The 19,923-nt window shown below is 64.4% G+C and carries 15 protein-coding genes; 13 read left to right on the top strand and 2 right to left on the bottom strand.

Features of this window, described 5'->3' with window-relative positions; genetic code table 11:
- Window positions 1-24 precede the first annotated feature (24 nt).
- From XI03_RS00415 to XI03_RS00390, 6 genes are all read left to right on the top strand, one after another.
- On the top strand, window positions 25-1,767 hold the full coding sequence (locus tag XI03_RS00415) for an ArnT family glycosyltransferase (protein WP_271590995.1): 1,743 nt from the start codon (window positions 25-27) through the stop codon (window positions 1,765-1,767).
- Window position 1,768: 1 nt separating this feature from the next.
- Complete coding sequence (locus XI03_RS00410) at window positions 1,769-2,614, top strand: phosphatase PAP2 family protein (protein ID WP_271590994.1); 846 nt, start codon at window positions 1,769-1,771, stop codon at window positions 2,612-2,614.
- 63 nt (window positions 2,615-2,677) lie between these two features.
- Window positions 2,678-3,430: a glycosyltransferase family 2 protein gene (locus XI03_RS00405; protein ID WP_271590993.1), complete on the top strand. Its 753-nt coding sequence runs from the start codon at window positions 2,678-2,680 to the stop codon at window positions 3,428-3,430.
- A complete protein-coding gene (locus XI03_RS00400) occupies window positions 3,427-3,765 on the top strand; it encodes a lipid-A-disaccharide synthase N-terminal domain-containing protein (RefSeq protein WP_028144720.1) in 339 nt (112 codons plus the stop codon). The genes XI03_RS00405 and XI03_RS00400 overlap by 4 nt, the downstream gene beginning before the upstream one ends.
- Before the next feature lie 134 nt (window positions 3,766-3,899).
- On the top strand, window positions 3,900-4,460 hold the full coding sequence (locus XI03_RS00395) for a TetR/AcrR family transcriptional regulator (RefSeq protein WP_442869675.1): 561 nt from the start codon (window positions 3,900-3,902) through the stop codon (window positions 4,458-4,460).
- 69 nt (window positions 4,461-4,529) lie between these two features.
- Window positions 4,530-5,435: a DMT family transporter gene (locus tag XI03_RS00390; protein ID WP_028144718.1), complete on the top strand. Its 906-nt coding sequence runs from the start codon at window positions 4,530-4,532 to the stop codon at window positions 5,433-5,435.
- A 17-nt stretch (window positions 5,436-5,452) separates the two neighbouring features.
- On the opposite strand, the gene XI03_RS00385 is transcribed toward XI03_RS00390, so the two are convergent.
- Both XI03_RS00385 and metC read right to left on the bottom strand, forming a co-directional pair.
- Window positions 5,453-7,144 (bottom strand): Na/Pi cotransporter family protein, encoded by a 1,692-nt coding sequence (locus XI03_RS00385; protein ID WP_271590991.1) that lies wholly within the window; start codon window positions 7,142-7,144, stop codon window positions 5,453-5,455.
- 154 nt (window positions 7,145-7,298) lie between these two features.
- Window positions 7,299-8,483 (bottom strand): cystathionine beta-lyase, encoded by a 1,185-nt coding sequence (gene metC / locus XI03_RS00380; protein ID WP_271590990.1) that lies wholly within the window; start codon window positions 8,481-8,483, stop codon window positions 7,299-7,301.
- Between the two features lie 389 nt (window positions 8,484-8,872).
- Between metC and XI03_RS00375 the strand changes: the two genes are divergently transcribed.
- From XI03_RS00375 to XI03_RS00345, 7 genes are all read left to right on the top strand, one after another.
- Complete coding sequence (locus XI03_RS00375) at window positions 8,873-9,889, top strand: amino acid ABC transporter substrate-binding protein (RefSeq protein WP_028144715.1); 1,017 nt, start codon at window positions 8,873-8,875, stop codon at window positions 9,887-9,889.
- Window positions 9,890-9,913: 24 nt separating this feature from the next.
- The gene (locus tag XI03_RS00370; protein WP_028144714.1) at window positions 9,914-11,119 is read left to right on the top strand and encodes an amino acid ABC transporter permease; all 1,206 of its coding nucleotides are present in this window, start codon (window positions 9,914-9,916) and stop codon (window positions 11,117-11,119) included.
- The gene (locus tag XI03_RS00365; protein WP_271590989.1) at window positions 11,116-12,636 is read left to right on the top strand and encodes an amino acid ABC transporter permease; all 1,521 of its coding nucleotides are present in this window, start codon (window positions 11,116-11,118) and stop codon (window positions 12,634-12,636) included. The genes XI03_RS00370 and XI03_RS00365 overlap by 4 nt, the downstream gene beginning before the upstream one ends.
- 11 nt (window positions 12,637-12,647) lie before the next feature.
- Window positions 12,648-13,385, top strand: a complete 738-nt coding sequence (locus tag XI03_RS00360) for an amino acid ABC transporter ATP-binding protein (RefSeq protein WP_271590988.1) — start codon at window positions 12,648-12,650, stop codon at window positions 13,383-13,385.
- Between the two features lie 101 nt (window positions 13,386-13,486).
- Window positions 13,487-15,727: an O-linked N-acetylglucosamine transferase, SPINDLY family protein gene (locus tag XI03_RS00355; protein WP_271590987.1), complete on the top strand. Its 2,241-nt coding sequence runs from the start codon at window positions 13,487-13,489 to the stop codon at window positions 15,725-15,727.
- Window positions 15,728-15,840: 113 nt separating this feature from the next.
- On the top strand, window positions 15,841-18,114 hold the full coding sequence (locus XI03_RS00350; RefSeq protein ID WP_271590986.1) for an O-linked N-acetylglucosamine transferase, SPINDLY family protein: 2,274 nt from the start codon (window positions 15,841-15,843) through the stop codon (window positions 18,112-18,114).
- A 116-nt stretch (window positions 18,115-18,230) separates the two neighbouring features.
- The coding region (locus XI03_RS00345) for an O-linked N-acetylglucosamine transferase, SPINDLY family protein (RefSeq protein ID WP_271590985.1) at window positions 18,231-19,923 on the top strand (1,693 nt) is incomplete at its 3' end.

Below are 19,923 nucleotides of genomic sequence, written 5' to 3'. Positions count from 1 at the left end.
GCGGTTTCAGCGTAAGCGGAACCAATGGCCGAGACCTATCCTACTCCCCGTTTTGGAGCGCCCCGCGAGCCGAAATCGCCCGCAAATCCGGGCAGCCGGCTCGTGAGCATGCTCGATGTCGTCACGGCCAGCCATGCCCGCGCCGTCGCCTTCCTGCTGCTGTGCGCGCTGCTGTTGTTCCTGCCGGGCTTCTTCACGATCCCGCCGATCGATCGCGACGAGGCGCGCTTCGCCCAGGCCACCAAGCAGATGGTCGAGAGCGGCGACTATGTCGACATCCGCTTCCAGGAGGACGTCCGCTACAAGAAGCCAGTCGGCATCTACTGGTTGCAATCGGCGACGGTCGAAGCCGCCTCGATGCTCAAGCTGCCGAAGGCCGAATTGCGGATCTGGGTCTACCGGCTGCCGTCGCTGTTCGGAGCGATCGGCGCCGTGCTCATGACCTATTGGGCGGCGCTCGGATTCGTCACGCGGCGCGCCGCGGTGCTGGCGGCGTTGATGATGTGCGCTTCGGTGCTGCTCGGCGTCGAGGCGCGGCTGGCCAAGACCGACGCGATGCTGCTGTTTTGCGTGACCGCCGCGATGGGGGCGATGGCGCGCGCCTATCTGTCCTGGCAGCGCGCCGAGGACGAGACGCATCCGCCGTGGAGCTGGCCTGCGATCTTCTGGACCGCGCTTGCGGTGGGCATCCTGATCAAGGGTCCGCTGATCCTGATGTTCGCGGGGTTGACCATCGTGGCGCTCGCGATCCAGGACCGCGATGCCTCCTGGCTGTGGAAGCTGCGCCCGGTCTGGGGCCTGATGTGGATGCTGGTGCTGGTGCTGCCCTGGTTCGTCGCGATCTTCTGGCGCGCGGGCGATGCCTTCTTCGCCGATTCCGTCGGCGGCGACATGCTGAGCAAGATCGGCGCCCAGGAATCCCACGGCGCGCCGCCCGGTATGTATCTGGCGCTGTTCTGGATCACGTTCTGGCCGGGCGCGCCGCTCGCGGCGATGGCGGCACCCGCGGTGTGGCGGGCGCGGCGTGAGCCCGGCGCGCAGTTTCTGCTGGCCTGGCTGATCCCGTCCTGGATCGTGTTCGAGGCTGTGCTGACCAAGCTGCCGCATTACGTGCTGCCGCTGTATCCGGCGATCGCCATTCTCACCGCCGGTGCGGTGGAGCGGCGCGTGCTGTCGCGCTCCTGGCTGATGCGCGGCTCGGCCTGGTGGTTCGCGATCCCCGCGGCCGCCTCGATCATCGCGGTGGTTGGTGCGGTGATGCTGACGCGGCAGCCGGCTTTTGTGGCCTGGCCGTTCATCGCGGCATCGCTGATCTTCGGCCTGTTCGCCTGGTGGCTCTACGACAACAACCGCGCCGAGCGCTCGCTGCTCAACGCGCTGGTCGCGGCCCTGATGCTGGCGGTGGTGGTGTATGGCATCGTGCTGCCGTCCTTGACGCCCCTGTTTCCGAGCATCGAGATCGCGCGCGCGCTGCGCAACGTCACCTGCGTCGGGCCGAAGGCGGCTGCTGCCGGCTATCACGAGCCGAGCCTCGTCTTCCTGACGGGCACCCAAACCCTGCTCACGGACGGGTCGGGCGCGGCCGACTTCCTGAGGCAGGGGAGCTGCCGCTTTGCGCTGATCGAGCAGCGTTCGGAGCGGAGCTTCGTGCAGCGCGCCGAGGCGATCGGGCTGCGCTACAAGGTCGGCACCCGCATCGACGGCTACAATTTCTCGCAAGGGCGCGCGATCTCGATCTCGATCTTCCGCTCGGAAGGCACCGAATAGGATGCCTGTTACGACCAGCCCCGCGCCCCGTCCGGGCTATCCCGCGCAATTGCTCGCCGTGTCCCGGAGCGCGCTGGCGCAGCTCGTCCGCACGCCCTCGCATTCACGCCGCGCAGAGGCCGCGCGAAAACTGGCGCGGCATTCGCTGTGGCTCAGTGCGGCGGGCGCGGCTCTCGTCATCGCGCTGATGCTCGCGTTCGACCAGACCGAGATCCAGCTGATGCCGGCTCGCGGCACGCCAAGCCTGTGGCCGATCCGCATCCTCACCGATTTCGGCAAGGACGAGTATCTGCTCTCGGTCCTCGGGGGCTTGCTGGTCCTGTTGGCGGTCGTTGCGGCAGGACTTCACGGGACTCGGCGCGCGCTGCTCCTCGGTCTCGGCACACGGCTGCAGTTTGTGTTTCTGTCGATTGCCGTGTCGGCATTCGTTGCCGAGGTCCTGAAATATATCATCGGCCGCGGACGTCCGTTTGTCGGCGGCAAGGCCAATCCGTTCAACTTCATGCCGTTCGAGGGGACGGGGGCTTATGCCAGCCTGCCGTCGGGCCATGCCGTGGCGGCGTTCGCTCTGGCATTTGCAGTATCGGCATTGTGGCCGCGCGTGCGCGTGTTCATGTTCACTTACGCAATCGTGATCCTGTTGACGCGTCTGGTGCTGGTCGCGCATCACCCGAGCGACGTCGTGGCCGGCGCCCTGGTCGGCACGGTCGGCGCCATGGCGGTCCGCTATTGGTTCGCGGCCAGGCGGCTGGGCTTTGCCATCTGCGCCGATGGCACCATTGTGCCCCTTGCCGGGGCGGTTTCGGGCCATCTCAAAAGGGTTGCCCGCGGGGCATCCGCCCCATAAAAGCGGCTGCCTGTCGGGGCCGCCGGTTCCCCGGGAAGGCCCATTCCAACCACGAGCCTCGATTTGTCGTCGTCCCAGCCTTCGGTTTCCCAGCCCTCGGTTTCCATCGTCGTTCCCGTGCGTAACGAAGCCGACAACATCGCGCCGCTGATCGCGGAGATCGGCGCGGCGCTCGATGGCCGCTGGGCCTATGAGATCATCTACGTCAACGACGGCTCGACCGATGCGACCGGCGAGCGGCTCGTGGCGATCATGGCGCGGCGGAGCAATCTGCGCCAGCTTCGCCATGCCAGATCAGGTGGCCAATCCGCGGCCGTGCGCAGCGGCGTGCGCGCGGCGCGCGGGGCGATCGTGGCGACCCTCGATGGCGACGGCCAGAACAATCCGGCCTTTCTGCCCGACCTGATCGCGGCGGTCGAGAAGGGAGCAGGGCGCGTCGGCCTCGCCGCGGGGCAGCGTGTCGGGCGCAAGGATACCGGTTTCAAGAAATTCCAGTCGCGCGTGGCCAACGGCGTCCGCAACTCCATCCTGAAGGACGGCACGCGGGATACCGGCTGCGGGCTGAAGGCATTCCGGCGCGAGGTCTTCCTGATGATGCCCTATTTCGACGGGCTGCATCGCTTCCTGCCGGCGCTGGTCCGGCGTGAAGGCTACGACATCGCCTATGTCGACGTGATCGACCGGCCGCGCCATTCCGGCGTGTCCAACTACGGCTTCTTCGACCGGCTGTGGATCGGCATCATGGATCTCGCCGGCGTATGGTGGCTGATCCGCCGCAAGAAGCCGACACCAGATGTGACTGAGGTGAACGCATGATCATTCAATACGGTCAGGCGCTGAGCAACTATCTCTACGACGTCTTCGTCGCCAAGTTCGATTTCTGGCTGGCGTTCGGCCTCGTCGCGCAGCTGTTCTTCACCGCGCGCTTCCTGGTGCAGTGGATCGCGAGCGAGCGCGCCGGCAACAGCGTGGTGCCGATGGCGTTCTGGTTCTGCTCGATGGGCGGCGGACTGATGACGCTGGTCTACGGCGTCGTGAAGCGCGAGCCGGTCATCATCCTGGGACAATCGCTCGCGACCATCATCTATATCCGCAACATCATGCTGATCATCAAGAACCGCGGCAAGGCGTCGAAGACGCTGGAGCGCTGAGCAGGGCTCCCCGCGGCTGCGCCGCTGGAACTGATCCGAATTCGGTTGCCATTTTAAGACCGATTGGTTCATATATGGCGATGAGCCCTCGATCCCGCATGCAATTGCCCCGTGGGCGGCCCCGAAGTTTCGACGTGGACGCCGCGGTCGAAAGCGCGATGGGTGTGTTCTGGTCCCGTGGCTACCACGCCACGGCGCTGCCGGACCTTCTGCGCGCGACGAAACTGTCGCGGGGCAGCCTCTACGCCGCTTTCGGCGACAAGCACTCGCTCTTCCTGCGCGCGCTTGACCGCTACATCGCCGATGCCCTGGCGCGGATGGATATCGAATTCGACTCCCGCAAGGATCCGGTCGAGGGCTTGCGGACCTACCTTGCCGGCTACGTTGAGCGCACCAGCGGGATGAATGGTCGGCGCGGGTGCCTGCTGGTGGCTACAGCCATGGAGCTGGCTGGCCAGGACGCCGAGGTCGCTCGGCGCGTGGCGAGCTTTTTCAAGGCGATGGAGGCCAGGGTGGCGGATGCACTTTCCCGCGCGCAGGCTGCGGGCAAGTTAAGCGACAGGGTCGAGCCTGCGAGTGCCGCCCGGATCCTCGTCTGTTTCGTCGAGGGGCTGCGAGTGGTCGGCAAGACGGCACCGGCGCGGACGACATCAGAAGCCACCGTCGTCGCTCTTCTCGATCGTTTCGTCAGGTAGGTATCCCATGGACGTCTCCGCCCATCGACGTGACGATATTTGGACCGTTTGGTCGTGAAAGGACATGCCATGTCTGCCATCCAGATCGTCTGCGCGGTGGCGGTTCCCTTGCTCTGGGGTTATCAATTCGTGGTCATCAAGGTGGGCGTTGCGGAGTTTCCGCCGCTTTTCTTCCTCGCGCTGCGCTTCCTGGCGATCGCGCTGCTGCTCGTTCCGTTCGTCGAAAGGCCCACGCGTCAGCAGCTCGGACCTGTTGCAGCCATTTCGCTTTTCCTTGGCGGATTGAACTTCGGGCTCTTCTACGTTGGTCTCGGGCTCGGCTCGGGAAGCATGTCGGCCGTCGCATATCAACTCGCCGCGCCCTTCACCGTCCTGCTCGCCTGGCCACTGCTCGCGGAGAGGCCGTCTCTCGCCACGTCGGCCGGCGTGGTGCTGGCATTCGTCGGGGTGGTTGTGTTGGCAGCGGGGCCAGGCCTGACGGCAAATGCGCTTCCCTTGCTGCTCGTGGTCGGGGCAGCCTTCGCATTTGCGGTGTCCAACGTCTTGACGAAGCGCTACGGCCCCTTCGATCCCTTGATGTTGATCGGCTGGTCGTCCCTGCTCACGGTCCCGCAGGTCGTGTTGATGTCGTTGCTGCTGGAATCCGGACAAATGGCAAGCCTTGTCACGGCGGACGAACGGGGCTGGCTGGCGCTCGCCTATACGATTTTCATCGGAGGAATTGTTGGGTTTAGCCTTTGGTTCTGGCTGATCGCCCGTTGCTCGATGGTGCGGGTCGCGCCCTTCGGTCTGTTGCTTCCGGTGTTCGCATTGATTTCAAGCATTCTGTTCCTCGACGAACGCTTGAGCCCAAAGCTGATCGTTGGCGGGATACTCGCGATCTCAGGCGTCGCCCTGACACAGGTGCCTGCGCGCTCGACAGGTTTGACCGCTCGACCTCGTGTCGTGTCGACTTCCCGGATTGGTCCGTCATGACATTCCCACCCGGCCTTCTAACGCGGTAGCACCGAGGCCGCGCCTGAGGCTGGCAGGGCCGCTGTCTCCGCTTCGGTCCTGCGATAAGGCACGCCGGCCGCGTCGAGCACGGGATAGGCGACCGAGCAGATGTGCGAGTGGATACGCCTGAGGTCGCGCAGCACGTCCAGATGCAGCGAGGTCGTTTCGATGGTTTCGGGGCGGCCCTCGCGCAGGCGGTCGAGGTGGCGCTCGACTGCGGCAAGCTCGGTGTTGCGCAGTGCAGTTTTCTCCACCAGTAGCTTGCGCGCCTCGTTGGCGTCGCCGGACATGAAGACGCCGAAGGCGATCCGCAGCGAGTCCATGGTGCGCTTGTGGAAGGCGGCGAGCTCGTCGGCCCCTTCCGCCGAGAACTGGAAGCGCCGCTTGATCTTCTTGGTGGCGAGCTCGCTCAGGCTCTTGTCGATGATGTCGCCGATATGTTCGAGGTTGATGGCGAAGGAGATGATCTCCATCGCGCGCCGCCCTTCGCTCTCGTCGAGGCTGCCCCGCATCAGCTTGGTCACGTAGAGCTTGATGGCCTCGTCGAGACCGTCGACGAAATTGTCCATCTTGGAGACCTGGTCGACCAGCGCACGGTCGCCGGTCATCATCGCCGCCATCACCTTCCGCAGCATGACCTCGACGAGATCTCCCATCCGCAACGTCTCGCGAGCGGCGTCGGCGAGCGCCAGTGATGGCGTCTCCAGCGCAGTCTCGTCGAGATAGCGCGGGCGGGCCGGATCGGCCTCCTGCACGCGATCCGGCAGAAGGCGTGTCAACAGGCGCGACATGGTGTCGAGCAGGCCGATGAAGACGACGGCCGTGCCGACATTGAAGGCGATGTGGAAAGCCGCCGTCATCTTGGCCAGATCAGGCTGCCAGGCGTGCATGTGCTCGGCGATCGTGCCGAGGAAGGGCAGGACGAGCGCAATCCCGATCACGCGGTTGACGAGATTGCCGACCGGCAGGCGGTAGCTCGCGGGATCGTCACGCCTGGCGCCCTCGAACACGGGATTGATGGCACTGCCGAGATTGGCCCCGAGCACCAGCGCCAGCGCCGCGTAGGGCGTGATGAACTGCGAATAGGCCAGCGACATGATCAGCAGCACGCTGGCGACGCTTGAATGCACGGCCCAGGTGACGAGGGCGGCGATGATGATGCACAATATGGGATCGCCCGTGATGGCCGACATCACGATGCGGACGCCCGGTGCGTTCTCCGCCGGCGCCAGCGTGTCGAGCAGGATATGCAGCGAGAGCAGCATCAGGCCAAGGCCGATGCAGACGCGGCCGATGTCCTTGATCCGCGATCGCGGGCCGGAGCGGAAGGCGACCAGGCCGAGCACGAACAGGACCGGCGCGACGGCTGCGATGTTGAACGACAGCACCTGCACGATCAGCGTCGTGCCGACATTGGCCCCGAGCATGATGGCAAGCGCCGCGGCAAGGCTGACGAGCCCCTCGGCTGCGAACGAGCTCGTGATCAGGGCCGTCGCGGTGCTGCTCTGGAGCAGCGCGGTGAGGCCGAGGCCGGCGGCGAAAGCGCTGCCGCGGTTGCTCAGCGCCTTGCCGAGCAGCCGCCTGAGGTCAGGACCGAAGGCGCGCAAGATCCCGCTGTGGACCATGTGCAGGCCCCACAGCAACAGCGCAACGCCGCCCATCAGATCGAGCAGAACCAACGTTCCCATGCTCCGTGTCCGGATTGGAGTCGATTTGTGAGGCTAGCGCCAAATGCTTGAGGTTCAAACCTTTTGTTGGCGCGTCGGCGTTAACGTTTACGCCAGCTGCACGTTCCCACGGCGCACATTGCGCGTCCGCGGTCGAGATGCCTTGTGAGGAGGCTCACATTGCCGCTTTGAGGGCAGCGAAGCCGCGGTCGAGATCGGCCTTGAGGTCGTCGACGCTCTCCAGTCCAATATGCAGGCGCAGCGTCGGGCCGCCCGGCGACCACTTGGTCGCGGTGCGATACGCATCGCAATCGAAGGGAATCGCAAGGCTCTCGAAGCCTCCCCATGAAAAGCCCATGCCGAACAGTTTGAGCGTGTTGAGCATGGTGTCGACGGCCTTCTGCGGGGCCGGCTTCAGCACGATGCTGAACAGGCCGGAGGCGCCGGTGAAGTCCCGCTTCCAGATCGCGTGACCGGGATCGGTCTCCAAGCCGGGATGCAGCACGCGCGCGACCTCGGGTCTAGCAGCGAGCCAACGCGCCATGTCGAGCCCGGAGCGGTGATGCTGTGCCAGCCGCACCGACAGCGTGCGCAGGCCGCGCAGCGCCAGGAAGACGTCGTCGGGTCCGGCGCAGACGCCGAGCAGGCGGATGCCTTCAGTGACCATCGGCCACGCCTTGGCGTTGGCCGAGATCGTGCCGAACATGATGTCGGAATGGCCGCCGATATATTTGGTGGCGGCCTGCATGCTGATGTCGACGCCCTGTTCGAGCGAGCGGTGATAGAGCGGCGTCGCCCAGGTATTGTCGTCGATGACGAGCGCGCCGTGCCCATGCGTGACCTCGGCGATGGCGCGAATGTCCGGCATCTCGAACGATTGCGAGCCCGGGGCCTCCACCAGAACGGCCCGGGTGTTGGGCTTGAACAGCTTGTCGATGCCGGCGCCGATCATCGGATCGAAATAGCTGGTCTCGACGCCAAGGCGGGTGAGCATGCCGTTGCAGAAATTGCGCGAGGGCCGATAGACGTTGTCGCAGACCAGGAGATGGTCTCCGGCCTTGAGCACCGAGAGCAGGGTGGTCGAGATCGCCGACAGCCCGGACGGGACGATGCCGACGCCGGCGCATTGTGGTCCCTCCAGCGCCATCAGCGTCTCCTGGAACGCCTTGGTGGTAGGGGAACCGTGGCGGCCATACGTGAACTCGCCGCGATGGGCGTGCAGGTCCTCCGCGGTCGGGTAGAGCACGGTCGAGCCGTGAAAGACCGGCGGATTGACGAACCCCTTCTGCGCCTTGGTGTCGCGGCCGGAGGTGACCAGCCGGGTTTCGGCCTGCTGCTCTTGGGGGTGCGAGGAATCCATGCGTCTGCTTTCAAAACCGCGTTTCCGCTCGGGCTTGGCGCCTGACGGGCTGGCCGAAAGGCCGCTGTCGTCAATAACAGAACACAGAAGAGTCCCGTCAACCCCTTGACCCGGCACGCCAGTCGTTCTGTGATGCGCAGGTGCTATTCAGTCGCCGCATGTTGAGGGGCCTGCCGCGACCTTCGATCCATCGTCTGACCGGACCTTGCGTCACAGCCATATCGGCCGGCGCCTGCGGCGGGGATTAAGGTATGGCCTTTCGGGATCGGCGGGTGTTCGGCAAGGTTTTCCAGCATGACTCTTGCAGGGCTGGCCTTGATACGCCTGGCCCTGGCAGGGATGATCCTGAGACAACGTTCCTTGATACGACTTTGAAAGGCCCAAAGCCCATGAAACGCGTAACCCTGGCTCTCACCCTTGCTCTCGCCGCCGGCCTCTCCGCCCAGGCCGCCGATGCGCAAACGCTCAAGACGGTCAAGGACCGGGGCATGCTGTCCTGCGGCGTCAGCCAGGGCCTGCCGGGATTCTCCTCGCCCGACGACAAGGGCAACTGGACCGGCCTCGACGTCGACGTCTGCAAGGCGATCGCCGGGGCGATCTTCAACGATGCGACCAAGGTCAAGTACGTGCCGCTGTCCGCCAAGGACCGCTTCACCGCGCTGCAATCCGGCGAAATCGACGTGCTCTCGCGCAACACCACCTGGACCATCTCGCGTGATACCTCGCTCGGCGCCAATTTTACCGGCGTGACCTATTATGACGGGCAGGGCTTCATGGTGAAGAAGTCGCTCAAGGTGAATTCGGCGCTCGAGCTCAACAGCGCCTCGGTCTGCGTGCAGACCGGCACTACCACCGAGCAGAATCTGGCCGACTACTTCAAAGCCAATAACATGAAGTACGAGGTGATCGCGTTCGGCACCAACGACGAAACGGTCAAGGCCTATGAGGCCGGACGCTGCGACGTCTTCACCACCGATCAGTCGGGCCTGTACGCCAATCGCCTGAAGCTTGCCAATCCCAACGACCACATGGTGCTTCCCGAAATCATCTCGAAGGAGCCGCTCGGCCCCATGGTGCGCCACGGCGACGATCAGTGGTTCGACATCGTGAAGTGGACGCTGTTCGCGATGGTCACCGCCGAAGAGCTTGGCGTGAGCTCGAAGAACGTCGACGAGAAAGCAAAGCTGGAAAATCCCGAGTTGAAGCGCGTCCTCGGCACCGACGGCAATTTCGGCGAACAGCTCGGCCTGACCAAGGACTGGGTGGTGCGGATCGTGAAGGCGGTCGGCAATTACGGCGAGGTGTTCGATCGCAATGTCGGCGCGGGCTCGCCGCTCGCCATCAATCGCGGTCTCAACAATCTCTGGAACAAGGGCGGTCTTCAGTACGCGCCGCCGATCCGCTGATCATCCTGATCCGCTGGCAGCGGCATGAGCACCGAGGCCCGAAAACCGCCACCCCAGATCGCGCTGAAGATCAGGCGCGTTCTGGGTGGCAAGGCAGGCTGGAACGGCGTTGCCGTCCAGTTTGCCTTCGCGGCGATCCTGGGCTGGATCGGCTATGAGATCGTCTCCAATGCCCGCGCCAACCTCGAAAACCAGCACATTGCCGCCGGCTTCGGCTTCCTCAGGAATAATGCCGGCTTCGACGTCAACCAGACCCTGATCTCCTATACCGGCTCGGACACGTTCCTGCGCGTGTTCGTGGTCGGGCTCCTGAACACGCTCGTGGTCTCGGTGGTGGGCATCGTCTTCGCCACCTTGATCGGCTTCATCGTCGCGCTGTGCCGGCTGTCACCCAATTGGCTGTTGTCCCGCGTCGGCGAGATCTATGTCGAGCTCATCCGCAACCTGCCGCTGCTGTTCCAGATCCTGTTCTGGTACCTCGCGGTGCTGGCGGCCTTGCCCAATCCGCGGCAGAGCATCTCGCTGCTCGGCGTCGCCTTCATCAGCAATCGGGGCCTCGTCATTCCAAGCCCGGTCGGCGGAAGCGGCCTGGAGCCATTTCTGGCGATGCTGGCGCTCGGTATCGTCGCGTCCCTGGCCTTGCGCTTCTATGCGCGGCGCGCGCTGTTTCAGGAAGGGCGGATGATCCGGATCTGGCCCACTGTGCTTGGCCTGCTGTTCGGGCTGCCGCTCGCCACGATATTGGTGTTCGGTCTGCCCTTTACCTTCGAGCTGCCGCAGCTGAAGGGCTTCAATTTCGCCGGCGGATCGCGGATCATTCCGGAGTTCGTGGCGCTGACGCTGGCGCTGTCGACCTATACCGCCGCCTTCATCGCCGAGATCGTGCGCGCCGGAATCCTGTCGGTCCACAAGGGGCAGATGGAGGCGGGGGCCTCGCTCGGCCTCAGCCGCGGCACCACGCTCCGGCTGGTCGTCGTGCCTCAGGCCATGCGCGTCATCGTGCCGCCGCTGACCAACCAGTACCTCAACCTCACCAAGAACTCGTCGCTGGCGGTCGCGATCGGCTATCCTGACCTCGTCTCGGTGTTCGCCGGCACGTCGCTGAGCCAGACCGGGCAGGCGATCGAGATCATCGCGATGACCATGGGCATCTATCTCCTGATCTCGCTCCTCACCAGCGCGATCATGAGCGTCTACGGGTGGCGCGTCAGCCGGAGTCTGGGCGCATGAGCGATATCGCCTCGAGCAGCTTCGTCCGCCGGGACCTGCTCACCGAACGTCCCGCGCCTGTGAAGACCACGGGCTTTGTCGGGCTGATGCGCACGCGCCTGTTCAACTCGCCGACCAACATCCTGCTCACGATCGTTGGCGCCTTGCTGTTGTGGTTCACCATCGTTCCCTCGGTCAGGTTCCTGATGGTCGATGCGGTCTGGAGCGGCAAGGACCGCACGGCGTGCCTCGCGGAGAACGCCGGCTTTGCGGTCGGCGCCTGCTGGCCCTACATCCAGGCCAAACTGCCGCAATTGATCTACGGTTTTTATCCCGAGGCCGAGCGCTGGCGGGTCAACCTCACCTTCATTCTTGCGGTGGCCCTGCTGGTGCCGCTGCTCGTGCCGCGTCTGCCGGCGAAGGGGCTCAACGCCAGTCTGTTCTTCTTCGCATTTCCTGTGGTCGCGTTCTTTCTGCTGCACGGTGGCGGCATCAAGGGCTTTGGTCTCAGCTGGACCGCCGGCCTGCTGGAATTGTTCGACGACAGCATCATCGGCGCCGGGCAGGCCGTGCTCGGTCTCAGCAAGACATCCGCCGCCGCGCCGTTGTTGTGGGTGGTCGGGAATTTTATCGTGCTGGTCGGCACGGCGATCTCCTGGCTGATCCTTCCGCTGACCTGGCTGCGCGATCAGATCCAGGGCGCGGGTCAGTCGATCTGGGCCGATTTCGCCGTCACCACCGCGGTCGTGTCGTTGATCGCCTTCGGTTTCGGCGGCGGCTTGCGCACCGGCTGGCGCGCTCTGGCCTCGAGCATCGTTGCCTTCGGTGCCATCGCTATCGTGATCAAGCTGATGGGGCTCGATCGCGGTGGACTGCCGGTCGTGACGACGAATTTGTGGGGCGGCCTCCTGGTGACGCTGGTGGTCTCCGTCACCGGCATCGTCACCTCGCTGCCGATCGGCATCGCGCTGGCGCTCGGCCGCCGCTCCACCATTCCCTTGATCCGGATATTCTCGATCGCCTTCATCGAGTTCTGGCGCGGCGTGCCGCTGATCACCGTGCTGTTCTTCGCCACCTACATGCTGCCGCTGTTCCTGCCCGGCAATTTCACCGTCGACGGCCTCGTCCGCGCGCTGATCGGCATCGCGCTGTTCACGGGCGCCTATCAGGCCGAGAACGTCCGCGGCGGGCTCGCTGCGATCCCGCGCGGGCAGGGCGAGGCCGCCGCGGCCCTCGGCTTGTCCTGGTGGAAGACGACCTCGCTGATCGTGCTGCCGCAGGCGCTGCGTCACGTCATTCCGAACCTCGTCAACAGCTTCATCTCGCTGTTCAAGGACACCTCGCTGGTCTCGATCGTGGCGCTGTTCGATCTGCTCGGCTCGCTCAGGGCCTCGTTCTCGGACCCGAAATGGTCAACGCCTTCGACCGCGTTCACCGGCTTCGCCTTCGCCGGGATCATCTACTTCATCTTCTGCTTTGGAATGTCGCGCTACTCGCTGTTCGTCGAGCACCGCCTCAACGCCCACCGTCGCAACTGATCGAGGTCACCATGTCCGACCCCATCGTCAAGATTTTCGGCCTCAACAAATGGTACGGCGACTTCCACGTGCTGCGCGACATCGACCTCGCGGTCGAGAAGGGCGAGCGCATCGTGATCTGCGGACCCTCGGGCTCCGGCAAGTCGACCCTGATCCGCTGCATCAACGCGCTGGAGGAATTCCAGGAGGGCGAGATCGTCGTCGACGGCATCGCGCTCGGCCCCAACCTCAAGCACATCGACGCGGTGCGCCGGGAAGTCGGCATGGTGTTCCAGAGCTTCAACCTGTTCCCGCATCTGACCGTGCTGGAGAACTGCACGCTGGCGCCGATCTGGGTGCGCAACATCCCGAAGAAGGACGCCGAGATCAACGCGATGAAGTTCCTGGAGCGGGTCAAGATCCCGCATCAGGCCAACAAGTTTCCGGGTCAGATGTCCGGCGGCCAGCAGCAGCGCGTCGCGATCGCGCGGGCCCTGACCATGAACCCGAAGGTCATGCTGTTCGACGAGCCGACCTCGGCGCTCGACCCCGAGATGGTCAAGGAGGTGCTGGACACCATGGTGGACCTCGCCGAGGAAGGCATGACCATGCTGGTCGTCACCCACGAAATGGGCTTTGCCCGCGAGGTCGCCAACCGCGTGGTCTTCATGGACGCCGGCCAGATCATCGAGGCCAACACGCCGAACGAGTTCTTTGCGGCGCCCCAGCACGCCCGCACAAAACTGTTCCTGAGCCAGATCCTGCGCTGAGCACTCGCCATCCGGAGGCCGCGCCGGCCTGACTGACCCGCCAGCCTGGCACCATCCGAATCAGCTGTGCCTCTTTCCGGGCCATCTTCCGGAGAGAGACCTTGCAGAGCAGTGTCGGCGCGCGCGCATTCCAGAATGCGCGATTGCAAAAGAAGTTGAGGAAGCAGGCGGACGCCGTCATGTCGCTCGCGGTCGAGGCGCTGCGGCAGGGCCGATTTGCCGAGGCCGAGACGCTCTGCCGCGGCATTGTGGAGGAGGTTCCGGATCATTTCCACGCCACGCACCTGCTCGGCCTGCGCGCGTATGAGGGCGGGCGGCTGGAGGAGGCGCAACGACTGTTCGAACGCGCGGTTGCGCTCGATCCGCGCTCGCCCGATGCCCATGGCAATCTCGGCGCCGTGTATTTCGATCTCCAGAAATTTCAGGACGCCCGCGCATGCCAGGAGAAGGCCATTGCGCTGAAGCCGAATTGTCCGATCACCCTGACCAATCTCGGCAATACGCTCCTGAATGTCGGCCTCGGCGAACAGGCGATCGGGCTGCACGAACGCGCTATCGGGCTGCGGCCCGACTATGCCGATGCATTTTGCAACCGCGGCATGGCAGAGCTGTTGATCGGCCGGTCCGAGCGCGCCAAGGAGAGTTTCGATCGCGCCCTGTCGTTTCAGCCGCGTCATGCGGAAGCGATCGCCGGCAAGGGCATGGTGTGCATCGAGCTCCGGCACTATGAGGAGGCGGAGGCCGCCCTCGCAGCAGGGCTCGCGATCAAGCCGGGTTCACCGCGGATTCTGGCCCAGCGCGGACGGCTCAATTTCGATCTGCACCGGCTGGAGCAGGCGGCGGCGGACTTCGATGCGGCACTGGCGCAATCGCCGCGGCTTGAGCTCGCGCTGCGTGGCAAGGCGCAAGTCAACCTTCTCTTGGGGAACACGACGCAGGCGATCGCGGCCGTCAAGATCCTGCTTGAGGACAATCCGCGGTCCGACTACGCAATCGTGCTTCTCGGCGCCTGCTATGCGAACCAGGGAGACGTCGCGACGGCACTCGAGCATCTCGACGCGGCGCTCGAGATTTCACCTGACTATGCGGATGCGATCGCCCGCAAGATATTCATCCTGGATTATCTGCCGGAGGCCGATTTCGCGGTCCAGCAGGCGGCGCGAAAATCCTGGTGGGATGCGATCGGCGCCCGACTGCCGCAACGGACACTGCCGCCCCGGGAGCTCGATCCGGACAGGCGGATCGTCGTCGGCTATGTCGCCTCGGAATTCAGGAACCACTCGGCAGCGTTCGCGCTGTTGCCGGTGCTGCGCCATCATGATCACGCCAGGTTCGAGATCGTCTGCTATTCCTGCTGGCCGTTGCATGACGAGATCACCGAGAGGTTCAAACCTCTCGCGGACGTCTGGGTCGATGCCGCGCAGCTTTCGGACGACGAGCTCCTCGATCGCATCCAGGCGGACAAGATCGATATCCTGATCGACGTGTCCGGGCATACGGCTGGCAACAGGCTCCCCGTATTTGCCCGCAAACCGGCCCCGATACAGGTCACGGGTTTCGGACACGCCACGGGCACGGGCCTTCAGACGATGGATTACGTGCTCGCCGATCCAATCTTCATTCCGCAATCGGCGCGCCATTTGCTGACTGAGAAGGTCCATGATCTGCCCTGCCTGATCACGATCGATCCCATCCTGGACGTGCCGCCCTCGGAGCTTCCCATGCTCCGGAACGGCCACGTGACCTTCGGTGTGTTCAACCGCATCTACAAGATCTCGGATGAGGCGATCCGGGTGTGGTCGAAAGTGATGCGCGAGGCGGCGGGTTCGAAGATCATCATCAAGCACGGGCTGCTCGACGATCCCTTGCTGCGCGACGGCCTGATCGCACGGTTCGTGGCCCAGGGCATTGCCGAAGAGAACATCACCTGCCTGGGCTCGACCACGCGCCACGAGCATCTGCTGGCCTTCGCGCAAGTCGACATCTCCCTCGATACCTTCCCGCAAAATGGCGGCATCAGCACCTGGGAATCTCTCTATGCAGGTGTTCCGGTCGTCGCCAAGCTCGGCAACGGCTCTTCGTCGCGCGCCGGCGGCTCGATCGTGGCGGCCGTCGGCCTCGACGACTGGGTCGCCGAGGATGACGACGGCTACGCCGCGATCGCGTGCAAATATGCGGCGCAGCCCGCTCATCTGGCGACGTTGCGGGCGGAACTGCCGGCTCGGATCGCAACCTCGCCTGCCGGCAACGTCGAACTCTATACGCGTGAGGTCGAGGCGGCCTATCGCCGGTTCTGGCAGGATCATTGTGCCGGCGCCTCGGAACGCGGCGAGGTGGCGTAGTCCGACCTTGCGCCGCCCCCGGGAAATCCCGGAGGCGATGCCGGTCTGCTGACGAGCCGGCCAGGGCTGCGAATCAGTTAGACTCCTCTGAGGGCATCCTCCGGAGAGACACCTTGCAGAACAGCGGCGGCGGCGCGCGCGCATTCCAGAATGCGCGATTGCAGAAGAAGTTGATGAAGCAGGCCGACGCCGTCATCGCCGCTGCGGCGAACGCCTATGGCCAGGGCCGCTATGCCGAGACCGAGGCGCTGTGCCGCGAAATCCTGAAAGCCCTTCCGGATCACGTCGACGCTGTGCATCTGCTCGGCATGTGCGCCCATGACGGCCGGCGCCTCGAGGAGGCGAAAGAGCTGCTGGAGCGCGTGATTGCGCTCGATCCGCGCCTGCACGATGCCCATAACAACCTCGCAACCGTGCATTTCGACCTCGGCAATTACGAGGAGGCGCGGCGATGCCAGGAGAGGGCGATCGCGCTGAAGCCCAATTTCGCGGTTGCGCTGACCAATCTTGGCAACACGCTGATGCATCTCGGGCTATACGAACAGGCGCTCGAGCTGCACGAGCGCGCCATCAAGATCAAACCGGATTATGCCGACGCACTCTGCAATCGCGGCATGGTCGAGATCGTGCTTGGGCAGATCATGCGCGCCAAGGAGAGTTTCGATCGGGCCCTGCTGTTTCAGCCGCGTCACGCGGAGGCCATCGTCGGCAGCGGCATGGTCAGCATGGAGCTGCGGCACCACGAGGAGGCGGCAGCCAAGCTCGCCATGGCGCTCGCGATCAAGCCCGGCGCGCCGAGGATCCTGGCCCAGCGCGGGCGGCTCAGTTACGAGCTGCAGCGCCTGGAGCCCGCGCTTGCGGACTTCGATGCGGCGCTTGCGATTTCGCCCAAGCTCGAGCTGGCCCTTCGGGGCAAGGCGCAGGTCTGCCTCGTCATGGGACGGACCGCGCAGGCGATGGCGGCGGCGACGACCTTGATCGAGCGAAATCCGCGCTCCGAGATGGGGTTGGCGCTGCTGGGCTTCGCCTATTCCAACCAGGGAGACATGGACTCCGCGATCCAATATCTCGATCGCGCGCTTGCGCTCCGACCGGATTATGGAGACGCGATCAGGGGCAAGATCTTCTTGCTGGACTACCTCGCGGACGCCGATTTCGCGGTCCAGCAGGCGGTACGCAAGTCCTGGTGGGATGCGATCGGCTCGAAGATACCGCGAAGGACGCTGCCGAAGCGGCCGCTCGATCCGGACAAGCGGATCGTGGTCGGCTACGTCGCCGCCGAATTCCGGCAGCATTCGGCGGGACTTACCCTGCTGCCCGTGCTGCGCAACCACGATCACGCCAAGTTTGAGATCATCTGCTATTATTCCTGGCCGGGAGCGGACGAGTACACCGCCAAGTTCAAGTCAATGGCGGACGTCTGGGTCGACGCCTGGCAGATGTCGGACGACGAGCTCGCCGATCGTATTCAGGCCGACAACGTCGACATCCTGATCGACGTTTCCGGCCACACGACGGGCAATCGGCTGCAATGCTTCGCGCGGAAGCCGGCTCCGATCCAGGCCACGGGATTCGGGCACGCGACGGGCACGGGCATGCAGACCATGGACTATGTGCTCGCGGATCCCATCTTCATTCCGCCATCGGCTCGGCATTTGTTTCCGGAAAAGATCTACGATCTGCCGTGCCTGATCACGATGGAGCCAGTCACCAATCTGCAGCCCTCCGAGCTGCCGATGCTCCGCAACGGCTACGTCACTTTCGGCGTGTTCAACCGCATCTACAAGATTTCGGATGATGCGATCCGTGTGTGGTCGCGCATCATGCGGGAGGTGCCGGGATCGAAGATCATCCTCAAGCATGGTTTGCTCGATGATGCCCTGCTGCGCGATAGCCTGATCGCACGCTTCATCGCGCAGGGCATTGCGGAGGAGGACATCACCTGCCTCGGCACCACCTCGCGCGACGACCACCTGATGGCCTTCGACAAGATCGATATTTCGCTCGACACGTTCCCGCAGAATGGCGGCATCAGCACCTGGGAATCCCTCTACAAGGGCGTTCCCGTCGTCGCCAAGCTCGGCATTGGAGCCTCTTCGCGTGCCGGCGCCTCCATCGTGGCCGCCGTCGGTCTCGGCGACTGGGTCGCCGAGGATGACGACGGCTATGTCGAGATCGCCCGCAGATTTGCGTCGCAGCCCGAGCATCTGGCGAAGTTGCGCGCGGGATTGCCGGCTCGGATCGCAGCCTCGCCCGCCGGTAATGTCGAGATCTACACGCGCGAGCTCGAAGCGGGTTATCGTCAGTTCTGGCGCGACTATTGTACCGCCGCCGCGGAGAGCGACGAGGCTGCGGCAAGCGGGGCAGACGCACCTGGCGGTTCCTGAGCCGGATCCTGCAGCGAGCCCCGGAATAGCCCGGAAGGATTTCCAGTCCCGCCGACCGGCCGGCCCGGAACGCGAATCAGTTAGACTCGCCGCGGGCCATCTTCCGGAGAGACATCTTGCAGAGCAGCGCCGGCGCGCGCGCATTCCAGAATGCGCGGTTGCAGAAGAAATTGAAGAAGCAGGCCGACGCCATCATCCCTGCCGCGGCGAATGCCTATGGCCAGGGCAGATATGCGGAGACCGAGGCACTCTGCCGTCAGATCCTGCAGGCCGTTCCGGATCATTTCGACGCTGCGCATCTGCTCGGCCTGAGCGCGCAACACGGCGGGCGCCTGGAGGAGGCGCAACAGCTGCTCGAGCGCGCGATCGCGATCGATCCGCGTTCGCACGAGGCCCATAACAATCTCGCGGCTGTGCACTTGGCCCTTCAAAAATTTGAGGCCGCCCGTGCGTCCCAGGAGAAGGCGATCGCGCTGAAGCCGAATTTTCTGCCGGCCCTGGTGGGCCTCGGCAATACCTTGCTCCAGATGAACCTGCCCGAACAGGCGATCGAAATGTACGATCGCGCCATCAAGCTGAAGCCCGATTATACCGATGCGCTCTGCAATCGTGGTCTGGCCGAGCTGGCGCTGGGCCAGTTTGAGCGCGCCAGGCAAAGCTTCGAGCGTGCTTTGTTGTTTCAACCGCGTCACGCCGAGGCGCTCGTCGGCAAAGGCGTGGTCGGCCTCGAGCTCAAGCATTACGATGACGCGGAAGCTGCTCTCGCAGCGGCGCTCGCAATCAGGCCCGGTTCGGCGAAGATACTGGCGCAACGCGGGCGGCTGAATTACGAGCTGCAGCGCCTGGAGCCGGCGGTTGCCGATTTCGAGGCGGCGCTTGCGATTTCGCCCAAGCTCGAACTGGCTCTCCGGGGCAAGGCACAGGCGTGCCTCGTGATGGGAAAGACAGCGCAGGCGATGGCGGCCGCAGCCGCCCTGATCGAACGAAATCCGCGCTCGGAGACGGGGCTGGCGCTGATGGGCTTTGCTCATTCGAACCAGGGAGAAATGGACGCCGCCATCGAATATCTTGATCGCGCGCTGGCGATCCGGGCGGATTATGAAGATGCGATCCGGGGAAAGATCTTCTTGCAGGACTTCCGCGCCGAGGCCGATTTCGCGGTCCAGCAGGAGGTACGAAGATCCTGGTGGGATCGGATCGGCTCCAGGCTGCCGCAAAGGACGCTGCCGAAGCGGTCGCTCGATCCGGAAAGGCAGATTGTGGTCGGCTATGTCGCTAACGAATTCCGACAACACTCGGCGGGACTCACCTTGTTGCCGGTGCTGCGTCATCACGATCACGTCAACTTCAAGATCATCTGCTATTCGTGCTCGCCGTCACGAGACGAGATGACCGCCAAATTCAACTCATTGGCGGACGTCTGGGTCGATGCATGGCAGCTTTCGGACGACGAACTCGCCGATCGCATCCAGGCCGACAAGGTCGACATCCTGATCGACGTTTCGGGCCACACGACCGGCAACAGGCTGCAGGTCTTCGCGCGGAAGCCGGCCCCGATCCAGGCCACCGGATTCGGACACGCGACGGGCACGGGCATGCAGACCATGGACTATGTGCTCGCGGACCCCGTCTTCATCCCGCAATCGGCACGGCATCTGCTCGCCGAAAAGGTCTTTGACCTGCCGTGTCTCAACACCATCGATCCGATCCTGGACGTGCCGCCTTCGGAGCTTCCCATGCTCCGCAACGGCCATGTCACTTTCGGCGTGTTCAACCGTGTCAACAAGATCTCGGACGAGGCGATCCGCG

Origin of the sequence: Bradyrhizobium sp. CCBAU 65884 (assembly GCF_028128835.1) — a bacterium.
Classification (GTDB): domain Bacteria; phylum Pseudomonadota; class Alphaproteobacteria; order Rhizobiales; family Xanthobacteraceae; genus Bradyrhizobium; species Bradyrhizobium ottawaense.
This window is presented reverse-complemented; position numbering and strand designations above follow the sequence as displayed.

Coding starts and splice junctions, on each gene's coding strand:
- XI03_RS00415 (WP_271590995.1), top strand. CDS start 25: ATGGCCGAGACCTATCCTACTCCCCGTTTTGGAGCGCCCCGCGAGCCG.
- XI03_RS00410 (WP_271590994.1), top strand. CDS start 1,769: ATGCCTGTTACGACCAGCCCCGCGCCCCGTCCGGGCTATCCCGCGCAA.
- XI03_RS00400 (WP_028144720.1), top strand. CDS start 3,427: ATGATCATTCAATACGGTCAGGCGCTGAGCAACTATCTCTACGACGTC.
- XI03_RS00390 (WP_028144718.1), top strand. CDS start 4,530: ATGTCTGCCATCCAGATCGTCTGCGCGGTGGCGGTTCCCTTGCTCTGG.
- XI03_RS00385 (WP_271590991.1), bottom strand. CDS start 7,144: ATGGGAACGTTGGTTCTGCTCGATCTGATGGGCGGCGTTGCGCTGTTG.
- metC (WP_271590990.1), bottom strand. CDS start 8,483: ATGGATTCCTCGCACCCCCAAGAGCAGCAGGCCGAAACCCGGCTGGTC.
- XI03_RS00375 (WP_028144715.1), top strand. CDS start 8,873: ATGAAACGCGTAACCCTGGCTCTCACCCTTGCTCTCGCCGCCGGCCTC.
- XI03_RS00370 (WP_028144714.1), top strand. CDS start 9,914: ATGAGCACCGAGGCCCGAAAACCGCCACCCCAGATCGCGCTGAAGATC.
- XI03_RS00365 (WP_271590989.1), top strand. CDS start 11,116: ATGAGCGATATCGCCTCGAGCAGCTTCGTCCGCCGGGACCTGCTCACC.
- XI03_RS00360 (WP_271590988.1), top strand. CDS start 12,648: ATGTCCGACCCCATCGTCAAGATTTTCGGCCTCAACAAATGGTACGGC.